This window comes from Corallococcus sp. CA041A, assembly GCF_003612075.1.
GTDB lineage: Bacteria > Myxococcota > Myxococcia > Myxococcales > Myxococcaceae > Corallococcus > Corallococcus exiguus.
In genome coordinates, this window is record NZ_RAWF01000002.1 from 39,068 (window position 1) to 57,198 (window position 18,131).

The 18,131-nt window shown below is 68.7% G+C and carries 16 protein-coding genes and 1 tRNA gene; 8 read left to right on the forward strand and 9 right to left on the reverse strand.

Annotated features, from left to right (window positions below; all coding sequences use genetic code 11):
- Window positions 1-49: 49 nt before the first annotated feature.
- Both D7V77_RS00600 and D7V77_RS00605 read left to right on the forward strand, forming a co-directional pair.
- Window positions 50-877: a carboxymuconolactone decarboxylase family protein gene (locus D7V77_RS00600; protein ID WP_233596550.1), complete on the forward strand. Its 828-nt coding sequence runs from the start codon at window positions 50-52 to the stop codon at window positions 875-877.
- 11 nt (window positions 878-888) lie between these two features.
- A complete protein-coding gene (locus tag D7V77_RS00605) occupies window positions 889-1,122 on the forward strand; it encodes a tautomerase family protein (protein WP_120574313.1) in 234 nt (77 codons plus the stop codon).
- Window positions 1,123-1,141: 19 nt separating this feature from the next.
- Here D7V77_RS00605 and D7V77_RS00610 read toward each other — a convergent pair whose 3' ends face one another.
- The 4 genes from D7V77_RS00610 to D7V77_RS00625 form a co-directional block, all read right to left on the reverse strand.
- Window positions 1,142-1,903, reverse strand: coding sequence for a ferredoxin--NADP reductase (locus D7V77_RS00610; protein ID WP_120574314.1), 762 nt, complete (start codon window positions 1,901-1,903; stop codon window positions 1,142-1,144).
- Window positions 1,904-2,154: 251 nt separating this feature from the next.
- Window positions 2,155-3,168: a hypothetical protein gene (locus D7V77_RS00615; protein WP_120574315.1), complete on the reverse strand. Its 1,014-nt coding sequence runs from the start codon at window positions 3,166-3,168 to the stop codon at window positions 2,155-2,157.
- The gene (locus tag D7V77_RS00620) at window positions 3,165-3,665 is read right to left on the reverse strand and encodes a hypothetical protein (RefSeq protein ID WP_147451939.1); all 501 of its coding nucleotides are present in this window, start codon (window positions 3,663-3,665) and stop codon (window positions 3,165-3,167) included. The genes D7V77_RS00615 and D7V77_RS00620 overlap by 4 nt, the downstream gene beginning before the upstream one ends.
- Window positions 3,666-3,865: 200 nt before the next feature.
- Window positions 3,866-5,254: a sigma-54 dependent transcriptional regulator gene (locus tag D7V77_RS00625; protein ID WP_158624245.1), complete on the reverse strand. Its 1,389-nt coding sequence runs from the start codon at window positions 5,252-5,254 to the stop codon at window positions 3,866-3,868.
- A gap of 249 nt (window positions 5,255-5,503) precedes the next feature.
- Between D7V77_RS00625 and D7V77_RS00630 the strand changes: the two genes are divergently transcribed.
- From D7V77_RS00630 to D7V77_RS00645, 4 genes are read left to right on the forward strand one after another with little or no spacing between them, the layout of a single operon-like run.
- Window positions 5,504-6,136: a hypothetical protein gene (locus D7V77_RS00630; RefSeq protein WP_120574318.1), complete on the forward strand. Its 633-nt coding sequence runs from the start codon at window positions 5,504-5,506 to the stop codon at window positions 6,134-6,136.
- A gap of 11 nt (window positions 6,137-6,147) precedes the next feature.
- The gene (locus D7V77_RS00635) at window positions 6,148-7,038 is read left to right on the forward strand and encodes a hypothetical protein (protein ID WP_120574319.1); all 891 of its coding nucleotides are present in this window, start codon (window positions 6,148-6,150) and stop codon (window positions 7,036-7,038) included.
- Window positions 7,029-8,981: a S8 family serine peptidase gene (locus D7V77_RS00640; RefSeq protein WP_120574320.1), complete on the forward strand. Its 1,953-nt coding sequence runs from the start codon at window positions 7,029-7,031 to the stop codon at window positions 8,979-8,981. Before D7V77_RS00635 ends, D7V77_RS00640 begins: the two co-directional genes overlap by 10 nt.
- A gap of 10 nt (window positions 8,982-8,991) precedes the next feature.
- Window positions 8,992-11,361 (forward strand): PAS domain-containing sensor histidine kinase, encoded by a 2,370-nt coding sequence (locus D7V77_RS00645; RefSeq protein WP_120574321.1) that lies wholly within the window; start codon window positions 8,992-8,994, stop codon window positions 11,359-11,361.
- Window positions 11,362-11,573: 212 nt separating this feature from the next.
- Here D7V77_RS00645 and D7V77_RS00650 read toward each other — a convergent pair whose 3' ends face one another.
- The 3 genes from D7V77_RS00650 to D7V77_RS00660 all read right to left on the reverse strand — a co-directional run bounded on the left by D7V77_RS00650 (window position 11,574) and on the right by D7V77_RS00660 (window position 13,418).
- Window positions 11,574-11,945: a DUF2019 domain-containing protein gene (locus D7V77_RS00650; RefSeq protein ID WP_158624247.1), complete on the reverse strand. Its 372-nt coding sequence runs from the start codon at window positions 11,943-11,945 to the stop codon at window positions 11,574-11,576.
- Window positions 11,942-13,276, reverse strand: a complete 1,335-nt coding sequence (locus D7V77_RS00655) for a hypothetical protein (protein WP_120574323.1) — start codon at window positions 13,274-13,276, stop codon at window positions 11,942-11,944. Before D7V77_RS00655 ends, D7V77_RS00650 begins: the two co-directional genes overlap by 4 nt.
- Before the next feature lie 66 nt (window positions 13,277-13,342).
- Window positions 13,343-13,418: transfer RNA gene (locus D7V77_RS00660), tRNA-Thr, on the reverse strand.
- Between the two features lie 297 nt (window positions 13,419-13,715).
- Here D7V77_RS00660 and D7V77_RS00665 point away from each other — a divergent pair.
- Window positions 13,716-15,266, forward strand: a complete 1,551-nt coding sequence (locus tag D7V77_RS00665; RefSeq protein ID WP_120574324.1) for a Glu/Leu/Phe/Val dehydrogenase — start codon at window positions 13,716-13,718, stop codon at window positions 15,264-15,266.
- Window positions 15,267-15,352: 86 nt separating this feature from the next.
- On the opposite strand, the gene D7V77_RS00670 is transcribed toward D7V77_RS00665, so the two are convergent.
- Entirely contained in the window at window positions 15,353-15,712 is a 360-nt protein-coding gene (locus D7V77_RS00670; RefSeq protein ID WP_120574325.1) for a PilZ domain-containing protein, read from the reverse strand.
- A 206-nt stretch (window positions 15,713-15,918) separates the two neighbouring features.
- Between D7V77_RS00670 and D7V77_RS00675 the strand changes: the two genes are divergently transcribed.
- Window positions 15,919-16,554, forward strand: coding sequence for a DUF6066 family protein (locus tag D7V77_RS00675; protein WP_120574326.1), 636 nt, complete (start codon window positions 15,919-15,921; stop codon window positions 16,552-16,554).
- Window positions 16,555-16,576: 22 nt separating this feature from the next.
- Here D7V77_RS00675 and D7V77_RS00680 read toward each other — a convergent pair whose 3' ends face one another.
- Window positions 16,577-18,112: a trypsin-like peptidase domain-containing protein gene (locus D7V77_RS00680; RefSeq protein ID WP_199733714.1), complete on the reverse strand. Its 1,536-nt coding sequence runs from the start codon at window positions 18,110-18,112 to the stop codon at window positions 16,577-16,579.
- Window positions 18,113-18,131 lie beyond the last annotated feature (19 nt).

Here is an 18,131-nt window from a genome sequence, read left to right on the forward strand (position 1 = left end):
CGGCATGAGACCGTGCAACCCGCTGCGTCTGTCATGCATCCTCGCTGCCGTGGCCCTCCCCCTCGGGGCCCCGGTGGCGGCGACACCGGCCCAGGGAGGCCCGGAAATCGCCATCTCACGCGGAGGCTCGCGACCCGTGGAGTTGGCGGAGGCCGAGCACTTCACCGGCACCGTGCACCGGCAGGCCCTCTTCGGAGCGAAACCACCCGGGCGAGCGACCGGAGGCTCCGTCACCTTCGAGCCCGGCGCCCGCTCCGCGTGGCATGTCCATCCTCTGGGACAGACCCTCATCGTCACGGCCGGCACCGGGTGGGTCCAGCGCTGGGACGGCCCCGCTCAAGAGTTCCGGGAGGGCGACGTCGTGCGGATCCCCGCGGGCGTCAAGCACTGGCACGGTGCCACGGCGAACACCCGGATGAGCCACATCGCCGTCCAGGAGGAGCTCGACGGCAAGAACGTGACCTGGCTGGAGAAGGTCAGCGACGAGCAGTACGCCAAGGGGCCGTCCGCGGCCCAGGGAGCCATGAACATGAAGAAGGAACCTTCCGCGCTGAAGAAGCAGCTGGGCGACTTCGCGCCCAAGATGGTGCAGCTCACGGATGACGTGCTGTTTGGCGACGTCTGGGAGCGCACGGAGCTCGCGCCTCGCGACCGCAGCCTCGTCACCGTCGCCGCGCTCACCATGGGCGGCAACACCGAGCAGCTGCCCTTCCACCTGAAGAAGGCCCGGGAGAACGGCGTCTCGGAGCCGGAGCTCGTCGAGGCGCTCACGCACCTGGCCTTCTACTGTGGCTGGCCCAAGGCCCTGTCCGCGATGAACGTCGCGAAGGAGACGTTCAAGACGCCTGCCCCCGCGAAGGACCCGTCCCAGAAGTAGAGGATCGGCCCATGCCCCACGTCACCGTGAAGCTCTACCCCGGCAAGTCCGAGCAGCAGAAGACCCAGCTCGCCGAGCGGATCGTGAAGGACGTGATGGAGGCCCTCGGCAGCACCGAGGGCGCCATCTCCGTCGCCATCGAAGAGGTCTCCCCGACGGACTGGCCGGAGACGGTCTACCGGCCGGAGATCGCCAGCCAGTGGGACCGCCTCTACAAGAAACCCGGCTACAACCCGCTCAAGTAGGCAGCGGGGCGTGGCCGCTTCAGCGCTCGGCGAAGGCCTTCTCGGTGACGTAGTGGCCGGGCTCTCCGGGGGTACCTTCCCGGAAGCCGCGCTCCTCCAGCATCGTCGTGAGGTCCGAGAGCATGCCGGGGCTGCCACAGAGCATCACCCGGTCGACCTCCGGGTTCAGCGGAGGCAGGCCCACGTCCTTGAACAGCTTCTCGCTTTGGATGAGGTCGGTGATGCGACCCGTGTTGCGGAAGTCCTCGCGCGTGACGCTCGGGTAGTACGTGAGCTTCTGCTTCACCAGCTCCCCGAAGAACTCGTTGTGCGGCAGCTCGTGGAGGAAGAGGTCGTGGTAGGCCAGTTCCTCGGCCCGCCGGCAGGTGTGCGTGAGGATGACGCGGTCGAACTGCTCGTACATCTCCGGGTCCTTCACCAGGCTGAGGAAGGGCGCCAGGCCCGTGCCCGTGCTCAGCATGTAGAGGTTCCTGCCGGGGAGCAGGTGCTTGAGGACGAGCGTGCCGGTCGCCTTCTTGCTGACCAGGATGTTGTCGCCCTCCTTCAGGTGCTGCAGCCGGGAGGTCAGGGGCCCGCCGGGCACCTTGATGCTCAGGAACTCGAGGTGGTCGTCGTAGTGGGCGCTCACCATGCTGTAGGCGCGCAGCAGCGGGCGGGCCTCGACCTCCAGGCCGATCATCGTGAACTGGCCGCTGGCGAAGCGGAAACCCGGGTCCCGCGTGGTGACGAAGCTGAAGAGGGTGTCAGTCCAGTGGTGCACGCGCAGCACGGACTCCTTCATGAGACTGCTCACGGTTGTTGCTCCAGAAGAGGGCCGGCGGCGTTCTAGACCACCCGAACGCGCCAGTTAACGGGCGATGTTGTGCGACAGATTCCCCCCTCCGTACCAGAGGAAGCAGCCCGGCGGGCAGCCTTGCGCTTATCGGCGGGTTCAGGTCTCCAGGGGGTCCGCCGGCCAGGGCGGGCCTTCCCCTGTCCCCTTGTGAAGCCCGCCGCGCCTACAAGCGGGGGGCGCTTTCCCCGGCAGCGCCGCTACTTGAGCAACCCGAAGCTGTGCGACACGGCCACGCCCACCAGCGCATCCCTCAGGCTGGAGGCCTCGCCCGTCCAGTTGACGGACGCGCCGAGCACCGTGTTCTTGTCCAGGGCGAAGCTGGCTTGGGGGCCGAACTTCACGCTCGATGGGTTCTCCCCGCAGCTCTGGAGGCATTGGAGCACCTTCGCGCCCGCGGACAGCTCCAGCCGCTGCTTCAGGAATGCCACCCCGGGTCTCCAGGCCAGGCCCACACTTCCTCCCGCCTGCCAGGCTCGCTCCACGCGAAGGCCGCCGTCCTCCTGCGGAAGTTCCCGCAGTTGCGACTCCATGTCCGCGTTGATGATGAGCGACGTTCCGCTCCAGAGCTTCTGATCGTAGGCAACGTTCGCGGCCAGCCGCTCCAGCCGCTGGGAGCGGAACCCGTAACCCACGCTGGCCCCCAGGCTCAGACCGGGGCGGATGCGGGCAATCTCCGAGTCCTCGGCGGCGGTGCGCTTCTCCAGGCACGGAGCCAGACCCTCTTCGCTCTTGTCCTTCACCTCGGCGTCACAAGCCTCGTAGGCCTTCACGGAAGCATCCGAGACCCGCTGCCAGTCCGCGGTGGAGAAGGTGCGGACGTCCCGGAAGGGCGCGGCCCACTTGAGGGAGAAGGATCCGATGCCGTCACCAATGCTGTAGGCGCTCGCCACCTGCAGGTTCGTCAGCTTCGGATTGCCCGGAGCCCATAGCGCGCCGGGTGAGAAGCCGACCGACAGCACCGTCCCGGTACTGCTGGCTTCACTGGAGAACTTGAACGACTCCCCCACCGTCGGCCGGCCGAAGAGCGCCGTCGAGGAGGAGGCCATCCACGGGTCCACCGTGGGCTGACTGTCGCGCTTGGCCGCGGAGTCGGTGGCGTTGACCGCGGAGATCTCGGGAGGAAGGTCCTGCGCGCTGGCACTCGAGGCCAGCACTCCCGCGAGCACGATGAGCCCTCTGCTGAATTGCTCGGAGCGGATGCGCATGCTCATGACTGCCCCCCTCCGAAGCGCACGGTGCGGATGAAGCTGTCGTCGTTCGGATTGCCAGGGTCATTGTCGCGGCCCTGGTCCAGCAACTCGCGCTGGCCGCCCACGTCCACCCAGAGCTGGTACTTCCAGCCTCCGATGAGGAAGCGCATGACCGCTACCAGCTCGTTCTCCGTCCCGGAGGGCTTCAGCATCGATGCGGGGATGGGGAGGAAGAGCCGCCCGCCGGAGAAGATGCCCCTCGAGCCGGGAACGGGCACGTTGTTGCAATACAAGTAGAGACTCAGCGGGGCGTTCTCCGGGTACCACGCGAAGGCCAATTCCAGATGCGGCGCGGTCGCCGCCACCACGTTCTGCGGCAACAGCTGCGCCAAAGGCGCATCCAGCGTCCGCAGGCTGTGCAGCAGCTCTCCTGCTTGCGCATCCACGACGAGCGCGTGCTGGAGCTGACCGCGCAATGACTCGTAATGAGGCAGCAGCGAAGCATTCTTCGATGGCATGTTTCCCCCTGGGCGGAGTGGGCGACGCCGGGCCTGGCGCTCCGTCCGTCATCCAGAGGACAGCAACCGTCGTGCCGTCACCGTCACGCGCCGACCCGCGAGGGAGAACGCGGTGGCGGGAGCAATCCACCCAGTGCACATTGGCCGGCTTCAGCCAGAAGGCACGGGCACGATGGACGAAAGCGTCCGAGGCCCGCGGGCTACTCCACCTCGGGCGGCTCGTCCTTGCGCTCCAACCGTCTCTCCACTGCTTTACGCCCGATGCCAAGCAGCCGCGCCGCGCCGCTCTTGTTGCCGCCAGCGAGCGCCATGGCCTCGTTGAGCAGGGTGGACTCGATGGCCTCCAGCTTGTTCGCCACGGGCAGCTGCAGGATGGCGCGCGCCATGGCCATGAGACCGTCCTCGGCGGGAACCGGGCCCTGCGAAGGCTCCAGATAGGCAGCCACCGTCTCCGCGCCGATGGGATCCTCGTCACAAAAGACAGCAAGGCGGTCGATGAAGTTGCGAAGCTGCCGGACGTTGCCCGGCCAGGATCGCCGGGACAGGGCCTCCACTGCCTCCTGGGAAAAGCGCAGCGGGCGCGGCTGCTGGCGGCAGAAGTGGGCCATCAGCGCGGGGATGTCCTGGGTGCGCTCGTCCAGGGAGGGCACGCGCACGTTGAGGACATTGAGCCGGTGATAGAGGTCCTCCCGGAAGCGCCCCTGGCGCACGCGCTCCTCCAGCTTCGCGTGCGTGGCGGCCACGACCCGTCCCAGGAAGTGCTCTTCGGCGGTAGCCCCCACCCGGCGGAATCGCCCGGTCTCCAGCACGCGCAGCAGCTTGGCTTGAAGGGACAACGGCAGCTCGGCCAGCTCGTCCAGGAACAGCGTGCCCCGGCGCACCGCGGTGAGGTAGCCGTCCTGGCGTCGATCCGCCCCCGTGAACGCACCCCGCTCGTGGCCAAAGAGCTGGGACTCCATCAGCAGCTCCGGGATGGCGCCACAGTTGAGGTCCAGAAGCGGATCCGCTGAGTTCGGACCCAGCGCGTGGATGGCGCGCACCACCACCTCCTTGCCCGCTCCCGTGGGCCCGGTGACGAGCACCGGCCGATCCGAGAGGACGACGCGCTGGATGGCGGTGCGCAGCCGGCCAATGACTTCAGAGGTGCCCACCAGCCCCTGGATGCCCGTCTCGGGGGTGAGGCGCGCCCGGAGGCGCAGCACCTCGTGCTCCAACCGGCGCCGGCTGCCCAGCCCCTGGATGATGGGGAGCACCAACTCCTCGCACAGCTCGTCCTTGAGGATGTAGTCGTACGCCCCCGCTCGCATGGCCGCGCGGATCTCCTCCATTTCGCTGGAGGCCGTGACGACGACGGGAAGCGCCGTGAACTTCTCGCGGATCTCCGCCACCAGCACCAGCCCATCCCGATTGCGGGCGTCCGCGTCCAGCCGCACGTCGATGAGCCCGATATCGATGGCGGTGGTTGTCAGCACCCTCCGCGCTTCTTCGAGCGAGGACGCCTCATGCAGCACCAGTCCCTCCTGCGTGGACAGGATGCTCGCGAGGATGCGACGCGCACTGCGCTGGTCGTCAACGATGAGGATGTTCATGGGCCAGTCGGGTTCGTACTCCTGCGGTCCAAGACACCGCAAGCCATGTGCCACCGCCACGGAATACCCTCGCATGTGGCCCCGGCCCCAACGCCCGGAGTCGTGGACGGAACCGACCAACCATCGCGCGACACTGGTCGGAAACGTCCACCCGCACGACGGAAGCCCGCGGCGCCCCCGTGGGACAAGGCATTGGTTCAATCCTTGCCATGGCAGGCCTTCGCGCAGTGCCAAGGGAGGGGAATCGCCATGACGGACGAGAAGAAGACGAACGAGGCCACCGCGGAGGAGACACAGAGGACCCCCACGACCGTTCCCAACAGGGTCGCCGACGATCAGCGAAAGACGGTGCGCCGGGTGCTCAGGGCGCTCTTCAACGAGAGCGACGGCGGCCAGAACGTGAAGGCGCTGCGCGATGCCTTGTTCATCAACTCGCCCGTTCAAGCCAAAGAGGAAGCCAACGCGATCCTGGCCTCATTGAACGCTGTCGACGGCACGCCCACGGATGCTCGCTTCAACGACAAACAACGCGATGGGCTCAAGGCCCTGCTGTCCGAGCTGAAGTACGCGCCCATCTCGCCCATCGGGCCCTACGCCCAGCCCGACTTCCGCAACCGCATCTCACAGGACGCGCTGCACTTCTGGCGCGAACTGCTCTCCAAGGAGCCGGGAGAGGTGGAGGACTTCCACCTCCGGATCAGCGACTACGCGGCGGATCCGGGCAACCCGACCCGGCTCCAGCGCGTGCTCGAGACGATGCGCGCGTATGCCCCCGAGGGGACTTGGGGCCAGAAGCACGCGAACGCGCTCGCGGCGGTCAACACCCGGAGCAGCGAGTTCCGAGGGTTGGCCTGGTACCACTTCGTCTCGGACATCTGGTGAGGGGGGCCGCCATGAGCATGGACGCGACCTTCCAGGAAGTCCTCCGCCGCCTTCCGACTCCGCTCCAGGACTACGGACAAACCCTGCCCCACCGTCTGGGCATCACCCAGGAGCCCACCGGCGCCTGGGAGGAGTTCTGGGTGCTCGACATCAACCGCGATCTCCCCGGGTATGTGGCGGAGGATCCGGAGCACCCCGGCACCCGCCTCGTCTCCGACGCCGCGCTCGCGCACTACCGCGCCGCGCACCACTGCGCAGCTATTCATGGGCTCATCGCTGACCGGCTCGTGGATTGTCAGGTCGCTCCCGACATGGGGCTGCTGCTGTTTCGCGGCATCTTCCTGCGTCAGTGGGAGCGCGAGCTGACGGCGGCCACGGGCGACCGACGGGTGGCGCGCGAGGCCCTCGCGCGGGCCCTCACCTCGCTCCGTCGCGGCACCGCGCTGGAGCTGCGGACGATGGCGCGGCGTGAGCTGGACCCGCGCACGTACGCCATCCAGACGCGAGAGAAGCTGCGCTGGGGAGGAACGGCGGCGAGGTGCCTGCTGCGGCAGACCGGACAGGCGCGGCGGGCCGAACTGCTGGAGCGCAGCTACGACCTGTTCTGCTTCGCCTTGCAGTGCATGGACGACGCGCTGGACTGCGCCGAGGACGAGCGGACGCGCGGGGTGAGCGTCCCGTCGGTGTTGGGCCTTCCCTCCGGGAGCCTCGTCCGGGCCATGCCGGCGCTGCTTGACTCCGCGATCACGCTTGCGAGGGAGGCCCGGCTGGAGCGACTGGCCTTGTGGCTGGGGAGCTTCGCCAGGCTCGCGCACGGGATCCGCCCCGAGGGCGATGCCGACAGGAATGAAGAGCTCGGGCGGCGGCTCGCCGTCGTCGCGGAGGGGGCGCTATGGGCCTGAAGCACCTCGGATACGCGCGAAGGGTCATTCTGGACGAAGAGCTCGATGAAGAGCTGATGGCCATGTATGGCGACAAGACGCTCGTCGTCTGGTCTGGCCCGGGGCTCGACGGTCACACCCCGCGGGCCGTCATCGGAGACCTCCAGCTCTACCTCATGGGGAAGCATGAGGTTCCTCCACCCGGCCCCCAGCTCGTCACCGCGCAGCCCGTCCTGTGCGCCCGCCGGGGAGGCCTGATGGTCTCCACCGAGGACAGGGTGGATGGCTTCGTCGGCATCGATGACGAGGTGTGCACCGAACTCCCCCTGCTCGACCTGTGGCAGGGCGCGGGAGGAATACCCAAGCACGGCGAGATCCCCGAGCCCCAGGTCGTCGCCCACGAGGAGTCACTGCTCGTATCCGCGCTCGACCTCATCGGGCTGACGCAGGCGAATGCCCTCCTCGGACCGGAGCACCCCACGCCCCGCATCGCCATCATCGATGAGTCTTTCTCGGGACTCCCCGATGAGCTCCCGGAGGGCTTCGAGCCTCCGGTCTTCCATGGGCTGCCGCGCCCGCCGTCCAGGTACAGGGGCCCCACCGAGGTGGGCCATGGCACTCGCATGGCGGCCACGCTTCAGGAAGCCCTGGGCCCCACCGTCCAGCTGGGGCTGTTCCGCCTCGTTCCCACCGAAGCAGATGTGCACAGCTCGTGGCTCGCGCCCACGGATCTCGCGCTCATCCTGGCGCACGCCATCCAGGCGTGGAAGGCGGACCTCGTCCTCATTCCAATGGGCGACGCACTGTGGGGCACCCCGCGCCATCTCCGGGCCGTGCTCCGCGAGGCGCAGCGGGTGGGGCGCGGGGGAAGGGGTGTCCCCATCCTCTGTGCCGTGGGCGACTCGACCAAGAACCACTGCCGGGACGGACCCGTCTCATATGCCCTGGGCGCCGACGAGCTGGCCAGCCAGCCGCAGGTGCTCGCGGTCTCCTCCACGGATACCGCGGGCCGGTGGTACCGCCGGTACAACGAGACGTTCTGCGCCCCCATCAACCGGTTCGGCCCCGCGGTCGCATTCAGCGCTCCGGGTGAGATGTACCGGGTGACGAGCATCGAAGAGAGACTCGTGGATGACTCCAGCGTGGCCTCCGCGCTGGCCACCGCCGCCACCGCCGTCGTGCTGCGCCAGGCGCCACACCTGCACGTGCACGAGCTGCGGGAAATCCTTCAGCGGACCGCGGATGTTCCTCCTCTCGTGGATGACGGCCCCGGCACCGCGCACGAGCACTTCAACGCGTGGGACCGGGAGGGCCACAACCCCAAGCTCGGCGCAGGCAGGGTCAACGCCCTCGCGGCCATGCTCGCGGCGGCGGACCCCGTCTGCTTCGCCCTGCTGCTCACCCGCTCTTGCCCGAGCCGGCTCCCCGCGCGCGGCGTGGCGGAGTCCGAGCCGGCCATCATTCGCGCACTGGCCTGGTACAACTGGGTCCAGGTCCATGCGGTGACACCGGGAGACGACCTGGACGCCGAGGGTCAGCGCCTGCTTTCGGGCTACCTCCGGGTGCGCGGAGTGATGGCGCGCAGGCTGCTGTCCTCCTCCCGGTGGAGGGAGTCCCTGATGTGGCTGGCGCGCCACCTGATGGCGCTCTGGGATGGGGACGACACCCTGCTGGATCCCGAGGGGAATCGCGACCACGGCGCCCTGGCGCTCCGGCTGGAGCATGCGCTCGAGACGCTCCGCGACGAGCTGGTCACCCCCGCATTCCCCGCGGACGCGGGGGAGCTCCTGTCGTGGCTCGATGCGCTGCGGGCGGAGCTGGGACGCAAGGGAGGACGCTGGCTCCAGCGGTTCATATTCGGAGGAGGCAGTGCGTTCGACCCGGTATGGCGGCCCGGGACGCCCATTGGAATCCTCCTCCGCGCCATCCTGACCACGCGCAAGCCACGGGTCGAGGTGGGATAGGCTTGCGCGAATGCCCTCCTCCGGCAACGTCCCCTGGCGCCAATCCAGGTCCGTGACGTGGCTCGCCGTGACCGCGGTGGCCCTGCTGCTGGCAGTGGCCGCCGCGGCCGCGGTGAACGCCTGGCGCGGTTTCGGAGCGCCCTTCCCCGGGCTCTTCGTGGATCCGTACGCGGACTTCTCCAACGTCTCCATGCCGGCCTGGGCGCAGGAGGGGCTCCCGCTCAAGTATCCCGACCGGCTCGTCGCCATCGAAGGACAGGCATTGCCGCGCGAGCTCCCCTTCCCGTCCCAGGCCGCCGCCGCGCGCATCGCCGCGCTGGCGCGAGACGGGGCCACGGAAGCACGGCTCACCTTCTCCACGTCCGAAGGCCCGCGCGAGGTGCGGCGCCCCCTGCTGGCGCTGGGCACCAACGAGGTGGGCTTCTTCTTCGGCTTCTACGCCGTGGTGGCGCTCTTCCTCCTCTGGACGGGAGGCGTGGTGCTGGTGATGGCGGGACACCGCCCGGGCGCACGCGCCTACGCCGCGTGGACGGTGGGCGCGTACCTGCTCTTCCTGAGCTTCTACGACTACCACACGACGGCGGGGCTCCCGGCGGCCTTCTCCCTGGGCGGCGTGGGCTTCGACCTGGGTTTCCTGTGGCTGGCCTATGCCTTCCCCGAGCCCCCGAAGCGTGGGCGCGCGCTGCTGCGCACGGTGCTGCTGGCGGTGACGGCCTGGGGCGTGGGCGCCGCGGCGTGGATGGTAGTCGCGCCATGGCTGGGGCATGACGCGTCCACCACGCGCCAGGTGGTGGGACAGGGCGTCCCGGCCAGCATGGCCGTACTGCTGCTGTCCATCGTGCTGCGCCTGGGCCGGGGCAGCGGGCGGGAGCGGGCCGAGTTGCTGTCCGCCGCGTGGGGACTGGCCGCCGCGCCCGCGACGCTGGCCGTGGGCTTCTTCGTGGCGCTCGCGTCCGGCAGCGGCGTGGTGCACCTGTTCGTTCCCTTCGTCATCCCGCTGCTGCCGCTGTCCATCGGCTTCGCGCTGGTGCGCCACAACATCCTGGAGACGGACGTGGTGCTGTCGCGGCGACTGCTCGCGGGGCCCATCGTCCTGGCTTCGCTGGGCGGCGCGCTCCTGACCTGGCTCGCCCTGCGGCTGCTGGTGCGCGAGGGCGTGGAGACGTGGCTCCCCACGCTGCTCTCCGTCCCCGTGCTGGTGGGCGGGCTCATGGCCTGCAACCGCCTGACGCTGTGGCTGTTCTTCCCAGCCGCGTCGCAATTCCGCCCCAGCATCGAACAGCTCAGCGACCAGCTCTCCAGCCTCCACGAGATGCCCGCCATCCGTCAGGCCGTGGAGGCGGTCGTGTCCCGATGGCTGCCCACCAGCGGCCCCGTGCGCGTGCTGGAGGCGCGAGAGCTGACGGCGGTCCCCAACCTCCCCGAGGACGCGCGGGAGCGGCTCAACACAGGCCAGCACGTGTGGACGCTGGAGACGCCGTGGCAGCGCCTGCTCGTGGTGCCCATGCGTTCCCTGGGGCGGCTGCGCGGAGTGCTGCTGTTGCCCCCCAAGCACCAGGCCGCCCTCTACACCAGCGAGGACCTCACGCTGCTGGCCACCATCGCGAGCCTGGGCGCGGTGTCCCTGCACCACGCCGAGGCGCTGAAGGAACTGGAGGCCCTGCGGCGCAGTGACGTGGAGGCCACGCGCGACGAGAAGCGGTTCACGCTCGGGCTGCTGGGCGCAGAGCTGTCGCACGAAATCGCCTACCCGCTGAACTTCTTCCGCTACCTGCTCAGGCGCAGCGGCAAAGGCCACACGTTGGAGCCGCAGGACGTGGAGATTGGCAGCGAGGAGGTGGCGCGGTTGGAGCGGATGCTCGCTACGCTGCGCAAGCTGAAGTCTCCCGCGCCTCAGCTCGCGCCAGTGGCGCTGGTGGGTCCGCTCAAGCGCGCGCTGGAGCTGATCCGCGAGCCCGTGGAGGAGAAGCGGCTCTCCGTCTCCGTGGAGGTGCCGGAGGACCTGGTGGTGCTGGCGGATCCGGACATGGTGCTTCAGGTCTTCGCCAACCTGCTGCGCAACGGAGCGCAGGCGGTGGAGTCCGGGGGACGTCTCGGCGTGAGCGCCTCACTGGCGGAGGGGGGCGTCCGGGTGGAGTGCTGGGACTCCGGGCCCGGAGTCCCCGAGGCGCTGCGCGACAGCATCTGGAACCCGTGGGTGACGACCAAGGAGGGCGGATCCGGGTTGGGGCTGGCCATCACCCAACGGCTGGTGAGCAGCCTGGAGTGGCGCATCAGCCTGGAGCGGAAGGAGGGGCGCACGTGCTTCTGCCTCCACGTGCCGGACCGTGTGCTCCTCACGCCGTCCGCGGCGCCGAGGTCCGCCGCGGCAAGCGCCTGACGGCACGAAGGTCTCGCCAGCGATGACACGCCGCCGGATCTCCAGCCGGTCCTCACCCGTCAGTCTTGCTGTTTTCCCTCGGCCTCGCACCCAGCGCCTCCCGTCGAGCAGGGTGCCATGTTGAGCACCCGAGTGGTGCGTTCACCGCGTGAGACCGCCAACGAGAGACGCAAGTATCATCGCCACATCCCAGCCTCGATGTTCTCAAGCCATCACCTGGGCGTGTAGGTTCCGTCTTTCCACGCATCCAGTAGCATTGCCGCACTGAGGCCAATCTGGCTCAGCGGGGGCCTCGCGAGTTCTGCAAGGACTCGCTCCGCCTCCGCAGAGGAGAACCTCAGCGCGGACGTCGCTGCCCAGAACCGTGTCCCCGGCTCTGCGTCGCCCAGCAGCGTCAGGATTCCCCCCTGCGCTTTCTCACCGCGCCCCTTCAGCTCCGCATCGATGGCAATGACTCGGTCATACTCCTTGTTCGCGGCCCGCGTCTTCAGCGCATCCAGGAGGTGTCCGTGTTTCGCGGAGGCCTCTCGATACTTCTCCACCAACGCCTCAGTGGAGAGTTTCTTCCAAGCATCTGCCTTCATGGAATCGCTCCATATTTCCTGAGCATCTGGAGGCCAAACTCCCGCTGTTGCGCATAGGACTGCCCACGAAGCCATTCACGAACGGTCACTCGTCCAGCAAAAGGCTGCTTGGAAGAGTAATACGCGCTGAGCCGCTCGTGGACTCTCACGTCAACGGCAATGACATTCTCCGTATTGTGTATGGGCTCGGGCCCAAAACGCTTCACGTTCCCGGGCGTCTGCTCGACGATGTGGTGCCACTGCATGCCAGGCCCCGCGGGGCCCATCGCATGCTTGAAACCACTGAAGGACTTCCATGCCTTCACACCCGACGCCCCAGTGCTTGATCCCGTGCCGCGCGCGGACATCGCCACTGCACCAGGCGCGAGGCCGAACGTGAAGCCGTCCGCGGCGATGGCGACCGTCTCGACCTGCCCCACGGCCGCGTAGACCACACCGGCTTCCGCCTCGGTCCGGACAGCGGCCCCAGCCGCTCCTGGCAAGCCCGGAAGCTTCGCGCTCAAGGTCGCGCCTGTACTCCCAATCGCAGCCGTCGCCAGCATCACGAACGCCCGCGCCGCCTGCCGGCCCATCACCTTGCCGAACCGCTCCCCCGCCCCGCGCAGCTCATCGAACGTCAGCGCCGCGTCCGCCTCGGCCATCAGGTGCCGGAAGCCCTGGATGAGTGCCCAGAACGTATCGATGCCCACGTAGCCAATGAGCGCTGCCGTAAGAACCGCCGCCACGCCCTTCGTCGCGGGCTCAGGCACGGTCCAGAGCAACGCATACGTGGCCGCCGTCCAGAACGCCGCCTGCACCAGCGCCTCGGGATTCGCCATGTCCTTCACGGCGTCCCACAGCTCGTCCAGCACCGCCCCCTTCGCCAGCGCGAGCGCCAGGGCGAAGCGAGCATCCTCCGTGACGACCGGGCTCTCCTTCAGTAGCCCCAGACAGTCACCCGTCCGCCCGGTCCGGCCACACCAACGCAAGTACGCGCGAGTCAGCTCCACATCCGGCTGCGACAGTTCCGCGTCCAGTGACTCCCCGGGCCCGAGTGGCGTAATGCGACGGCGCTGCACATCCACCAGGTACGAACCGCTCCGGGACTCCACCTCGAAGAGGCGTCGAGCCGCGTCCTGAGCCCGAGGCGACAACCGAAGCCCCGGAGCCAGCCGAGCCACCGCCTCCTTCAGAGCCTCACCACCAAGCGCGACCGGCCGGCCCACTCCTTCCGCACGAGGAACATGGACAACCGGTGAACCGCGCCCCGTGTCGAGCCGGACGACCCGCGTCCCGCCGCCGCACCCGACCAGCGCCCACCACAGGCACAACACCAGCCACGGCAGCCGCATGCGAATCTCCGGAGCGCGAAAACGAAAAAGGCCGGCTGCCACAGGGGCAACCGGCCTTTCTCTTCTTGGAGCCGACATCCGGATTTGAACCGGAGACCTACTGATTACGAATCAGTTGCTCTACCAACTGAGCTATGTCGGCGCACCGAAAGCGGCGCGTAAGTACCATCCGCATCCGGACCCGGCAAGGAGTTTCTCCGGGGATTTTCGAGCCCCCGTCCCCACGCCCGCTTCTATCCCCCAGAAGCCCTGACATTGATGACACGGTGCATCTGTTGGGGTGACACACCGCGTCGGCTAAGCCCGCGACTTTTCTCCATAATTTGGAGAAATGGCCTGCCGCCAGACTGGTTGAATCCCCGTGGCGGCTGTGCTCATAAGGGCGCCGCTTTCCCCAGTGGCCCCCATCCGGGTGGGCCCTCAAGGAGCACGTTCCATCATGGCCAGCGAAGAGACTTTCATGCGCGCCCCGGCCCCTACGCCCAAGCGCACCATCTACACGGAGGCGATGGAGATCTTCAATTACGCGGCGGATCTCATCGGCCTGGACAAGCGGGTGCGTCTGGAGCTCGAAGAGCCCGACTACGAGCACATCTTCTACGTCACCGCGAAGCTCAAGGACCGGCTCGTGCCGCTGTCCGCCGAGGCGGCGAAGTCCTTCGCCGACCTGTCCGTCACCCAGGTGCGCAACCCCGAAGGCCTGGAGCGCCTGGCCAACGGCAACCTCATCCTGAACGGCCGCGCCCTGCTGGGCTCCGACGTCGCCATCCGCCACGGCCACCTGCGCCTGCCGGACGGTCTGGTGTACCAGCTGGTCCCCGGTGAGTCGCAGCGCTTCAAGGCCTACCGCGTCCAGCACAACCAGGCCCGTGGCCCCTACAAGGGCGGCCTGCGCTACCACCGCGAGGTGTCCCTGGATCTCTTCAAGGCGCTCGCTGCGGAGATGACCTGGAAGACCGCCATCGCGGAGGTCCCGTTCGGCGGCGGCAAGGGCGGCATCCAGCTGGATCCGCGCGAGTACGGCCGCGAGGAGATCGAGGCCATCACCCTGCGCTTCATGTACCGGCTCAAGAGCCTCATCGGGCCGAACATCGACATCCCGGCGCCGGACGTGGGCACCAACCCGGAGATCATGGCGCTGCTCTACCGCCAGTTCTCCGACGGTGAGCGCGAGCGCCACAACCTGCGCGGCATCGTCACCGGCAAGGACGTGCGCATCGGTGGTTCGGAAGGCCGCGGCAAGGCCACCGGCCAGGGCGTCGCGTTCTGCATCGAGGACTACTACGCCGACCGCGGCGAGAGCGTGAAGGGCAAGACCTTCGTCATCCAGGGCTTTGGCAACGTGGGCAGCCACGCCGCCATGATCCTGGGGAACATGGGCGCGCGCCTGCTCGCGGTGAACGACGCTGACGGCTCCATCTTCAACGGCGACGGCATCGACGTGAACGCGCTGGCCGCCTATGTGGCGGACCCCAAGAACCTCAAGCGCTCCGTCGTGGGCTTCCCCGGCGCCCAGCGCATCGAGAAGAAGGACCTCTGGGACGTGCAGGCGGACATCCTCGTCCCCGCCGCCCTCGGTGGCGAGATCACCGCGGACGTCGCGGAGCGCCTCAAGGTCAAGCTCATCGCGGAGGGCGCCAACGGCCCCACCACCCCGGAGGCCGACCGCGTCCTGCAGAAGCGCGGCATCGAGCTCATCCCGGACATCATCGCCAACGCCGGCGGCGTGACGGTGTCCTACTACGAGTGGATCCAGAACAAGCGCATGGAGCGCTGGAGCGAGGCGGAAGTCGATCAGCGCCTCGAGCGCGCCATGAAGCGCAACTACCGCATCATCCGGGACATCTCGCGCAACCAGCCGCGCAAGACGGAGATGCACGACAGCCGCCCGTACTGCATCGGGAAGGCCGTGGACAGCCGCTGCGCCGCCATGATCCTGGCGCTCAAGCGCATCGAGGCCCACTACCTGCTGGAAGGCTTCTCGCAGTAACCGGCCTCAAGCCAGCGCCCTGCGTTTGCCCCCCGGGGCACGGTGTCTTCCCGCTTCAGCCGGGAAGGGCCGTGCCCCGTGGTGTTTCAGTGCATCACCCGCTCGCGGTCCACCAGGAGCAGCGGCGCGTCGTCCATGGTCTCGTAGGCCACGATGCGCAGCCCCACCCCGCGGCTGTTGCCGGGACGCCCGTCCTTGCGGCCAAAGGCCAGCGCCACCTGGTAGCGGACCTCGCACAGGCACGTCATCTCCGTGCCGTCCTCGCCCGCGAACGTCACCTTCAGCTTCTCGCCCAGCCCCAGCGAGTCGCGCACCTCGATGAACATGCCCCGCGCGCTGATGTTGCGGCCGATGCCCCGCATCATTCCGTCCTGGGTGGACAAGTACACGGTAAAAATCTTGTCGAAGCGAAGATTGGAGCGGCGTTCCTGGGGCTGCGTGATCATTCGGGGAGGGCTCCGAAACAGGTGGGGACAGGGGCAAACTACACGGTAGCCAGATGTAGGCAAATAATCACCTACATCCACCCTGGAGCACCCTGACTCACCATGACGCACCACGTCCCGTTTCACGGGAAAGCGCTGCCCCCGGCGTGGCGGGAGTGGCACCATCCCCGGGCTGTCCTTCCCCCCTTTTTCCGGAGTTTCCCGCCGTGAATCGCATCCTGGCCGCCGCCTTCGCCCTCCTTGTGCCCACGCTCGCCCTGGCCGACGTCGACTCGCGCTTCGCGAAGCTGCGTGACGAGTCCGAGCCCCTGGGCGGGCTGGGGGCCTTCCTGGAGAAGTACGTGGGCGAGTGTGACGGGGCGCTCGTGGATCCGCAGTGCAAGCAGCAGGCGGAGGCCTTCCGCAAGAAGTACACGGGCAAGCGCCTGTACATGATCGTCACCGAGGACGACGCGGGCATGCTGTCCCCCGGTGACTTCAACCCCGGCACCAACGAGTTCACCATCAACATCACGCCCTTCTTCTCGGGCGGGAAGTACGGCCTGTGCCACGGCGCTCCGAAGAAGACGGACGCGCAGGGCAACCCGGTGATGAACTACCTCACGGTGAGCGGCACGGCGCCGGACATGTGGAACGGCGGCACCTTCAACCGCATGTTCACGGCGCGGGGCGTGCGCGCGCAGGTCGTCTTCACCCCGCAGTCGGTGTGGACGCTGCCCAAGAAGGGCGGCGGGAAGAACTACGGCGTCAACGCCCGCATCGAGGCCGTCCTCGTCACCGAGGGCCGCACCGGCAACCAGCTGGGGCTGTGGCTCAACGGCAAGGACGCGGGCGGCAAGTAGCGCGGCCGGCGTCGGAGCCTGATCAGCGGGCGATGGCGATGTACTGGAGCGCGTCGCCCCGCTGGACGCGCAGGAGGATGCTGGCCCCGGCGCTGCCCCGCTCCAGGGCGGCCTTCACGCCGGAGGCATCCTTCACGCGGCGGCGGTTCACCTCCATGACGACGTCGCCCGCGCGCAGTCCGGCCTGCTCCGCCGGGCTGCGCGGCACCACGCCGGACACGAGCGCGCCCAGGAAGGCCTCGTAGCCCAGGGGCGCGGCCACCTCCGGCGTCAAATCCCGCAGCACCAGCCCCAGGTCGTTCGCGCTGCTGCCGCCCCGGTTGGAGAGCCCTTCCGTGGCCTCCTGCGCGGGCCGGGCGACGAGCCGCACCGCCACCTCCTGGGTGCCCCCGTCACGAAGCAGCGTCAGCTTCGCCTCCGTGCCCGGGGCCAGCAGCGCCACCTTGCGCAGGAGCTGGAGGTAGCTGCCAATGGGCCGGCCGTTCACCGCCACCAGCCGATCCCCGGGGCGGATGTGCGCCTGGGCGGCGGGGCTGCCCCGGTAGACGTCCTTCACCACCGGCGCCGTGGCGGTGGGGTCCGCGCCGTCCTCGTTGATGACGACGCCCAGCCAGCCGCGCTCCAGCTTCCCGTTCTCCCGCAGGTTGGGCAGCAGGTCCTTCACCAGGTTGATGGGCACCGCGAAGCCGATGCCCTGCCCTTCGCTGATGATGGCGGTGTTCACGCCAATCACCTCGCCCTTCATGTTGAAGAGCGGGCCGCCGGAGTTGCCGGGGTTGATCAGCGCGTCCGTCTGGATGAAGTCGTCGAACTGGCCTACGCCCAGCACGCGCTCCTTGGCCGAAATCATGCCGTGCGCCACCGAGTGGTCCAGGCCGAACGGGTTGCCGATGGCCACCACCCAGTCCCCCACCTCCAGCGCGTCGGAGTCGCCCAGGAACACGGCGGGCAGCGTCCCCAGCCCGGCGCCGTTCAGCCGCAGGAGCGCCACGTCCGTGGACGCGTCCCGGCCCACCACGTCCGCGGGGAACTCGCGGCCGTCCGCCAACCGCACGGACACCTGCTGCACCGGCACCTCGCGAGGGCCGTCCTTGCCCGGCGTGACGCCGGAGCCGGTGGGGTTCACCGCCGGGCCCTGCGCGTTGGCGACCACGTGGTTGTTGGTGACGACGAGCCCGTCGGGCGTCAGCACGAAGCCGGAGCCGGTGGAGCGCTTCACCGCGCCCACCACCGCGCCGGGCCCCACCGTGGTGATGTTCACCACGCCCGCCTCCACCGCGCGGATCAGCGGCGCCAGCGACGTGGGAGGCGTGAAGTGGGGCAGGCCCGCGTAGCCCGCGGGGCGCTCGCGCCACAGCGAGGACACGCCCGCGGTAGCCGGGGCGTCCACGGTCGCGGGCGAAGGGGAAGCGAAGTAGGCCAGATGCTCGCGCACCCGGGCCTGGAGCCAGGGCTTGAGCGGATCCTCGGCGGCGCCAGCCACCGGGGCGAGCGCCACCGCGAAAAGGACGCTGAACAGTCGGACGGACACGGGGTGGCAGCTTACACGGCGGGCCATGGCGTCAGGGCCCAACAGT

What these genes read in the sequence shown, in the direction of transcription:
- D7V77_RS00605 (WP_120574313.1), top strand. Translation starts at nt 889, where the DNA reads ATGCCCCACGTCACCGTGAAGCTCTACCCCGGCAAGTCCGAGCAGCAG.
- D7V77_RS00610 (WP_120574314.1), bottom strand. Translation starts at nt 1,903, where the DNA reads ATGAAGGAGTCCGTGCTGCGCGTGCACCACTGGACTGACACCCTCTTC.
- D7V77_RS00615 (WP_120574315.1), bottom strand. Translation starts at nt 3,168, where the DNA reads ATGAGCATGCGCATCCGCTCCGAGCAATTCAGCAGAGGGCTCATCGTG.
- D7V77_RS00620 (WP_147451939.1), bottom strand. Translation starts at nt 3,665, where the DNA reads ATGCCATCGAAGAATGCTTCGCTGCTGCCTCATTACGAGTCATTGCGC.
- D7V77_RS00625 (WP_158624245.1), bottom strand. Translation starts at nt 5,254, where the DNA reads ATGAACATCCTCATCGTTGACGACCAGCGCAGTGCGCGTCGCATCCTC.
- D7V77_RS00630 (WP_120574318.1), top strand. Translation starts at nt 5,504, where the DNA reads ATGACGGACGAGAAGAAGACGAACGAGGCCACCGCGGAGGAGACACAG.
- D7V77_RS00635 (WP_120574319.1), top strand. Translation starts at nt 6,148, where the DNA reads ATGAGCATGGACGCGACCTTCCAGGAAGTCCTCCGCCGCCTTCCGACT.
- D7V77_RS00640 (WP_120574320.1), top strand. Translation starts at nt 7,029, where the DNA reads ATGGGCCTGAAGCACCTCGGATACGCGCGAAGGGTCATTCTGGACGAA.
- D7V77_RS00645 (WP_120574321.1), top strand. Translation starts at nt 8,992, where the DNA reads ATGCCCTCCTCCGGCAACGTCCCCTGGCGCCAATCCAGGTCCGTGACG.
- D7V77_RS00650 (WP_158624247.1), bottom strand. Translation starts at nt 11,945, where the DNA reads ATGAAGGCAGATGCTTGGAAGAAACTCTCCACTGAGGCGTTGGTGGAG.
- D7V77_RS00655 (WP_120574323.1), bottom strand. Translation starts at nt 13,276, where the DNA reads ATGCGGCTGCCGTGGCTGGTGTTGTGCCTGTGGTGGGCGCTGGTCGGG.
- D7V77_RS00665 (WP_120574324.1), top strand. Translation starts at nt 13,716, where the DNA reads ATGGCCAGCGAAGAGACTTTCATGCGCGCCCCGGCCCCTACGCCCAAG.
- D7V77_RS00670 (WP_120574325.1), bottom strand. Translation starts at nt 15,712, where the DNA reads ATGATCACGCAGCCCCAGGAACGCCGCTCCAATCTTCGCTTCGACAAG.
- D7V77_RS00680 (WP_199733714.1), bottom strand. Translation starts at nt 18,112, where the DNA reads ATGGCCCGCCGTGTAAGCTGCCACCCCGTGTCCGTCCGACTGTTCAGC.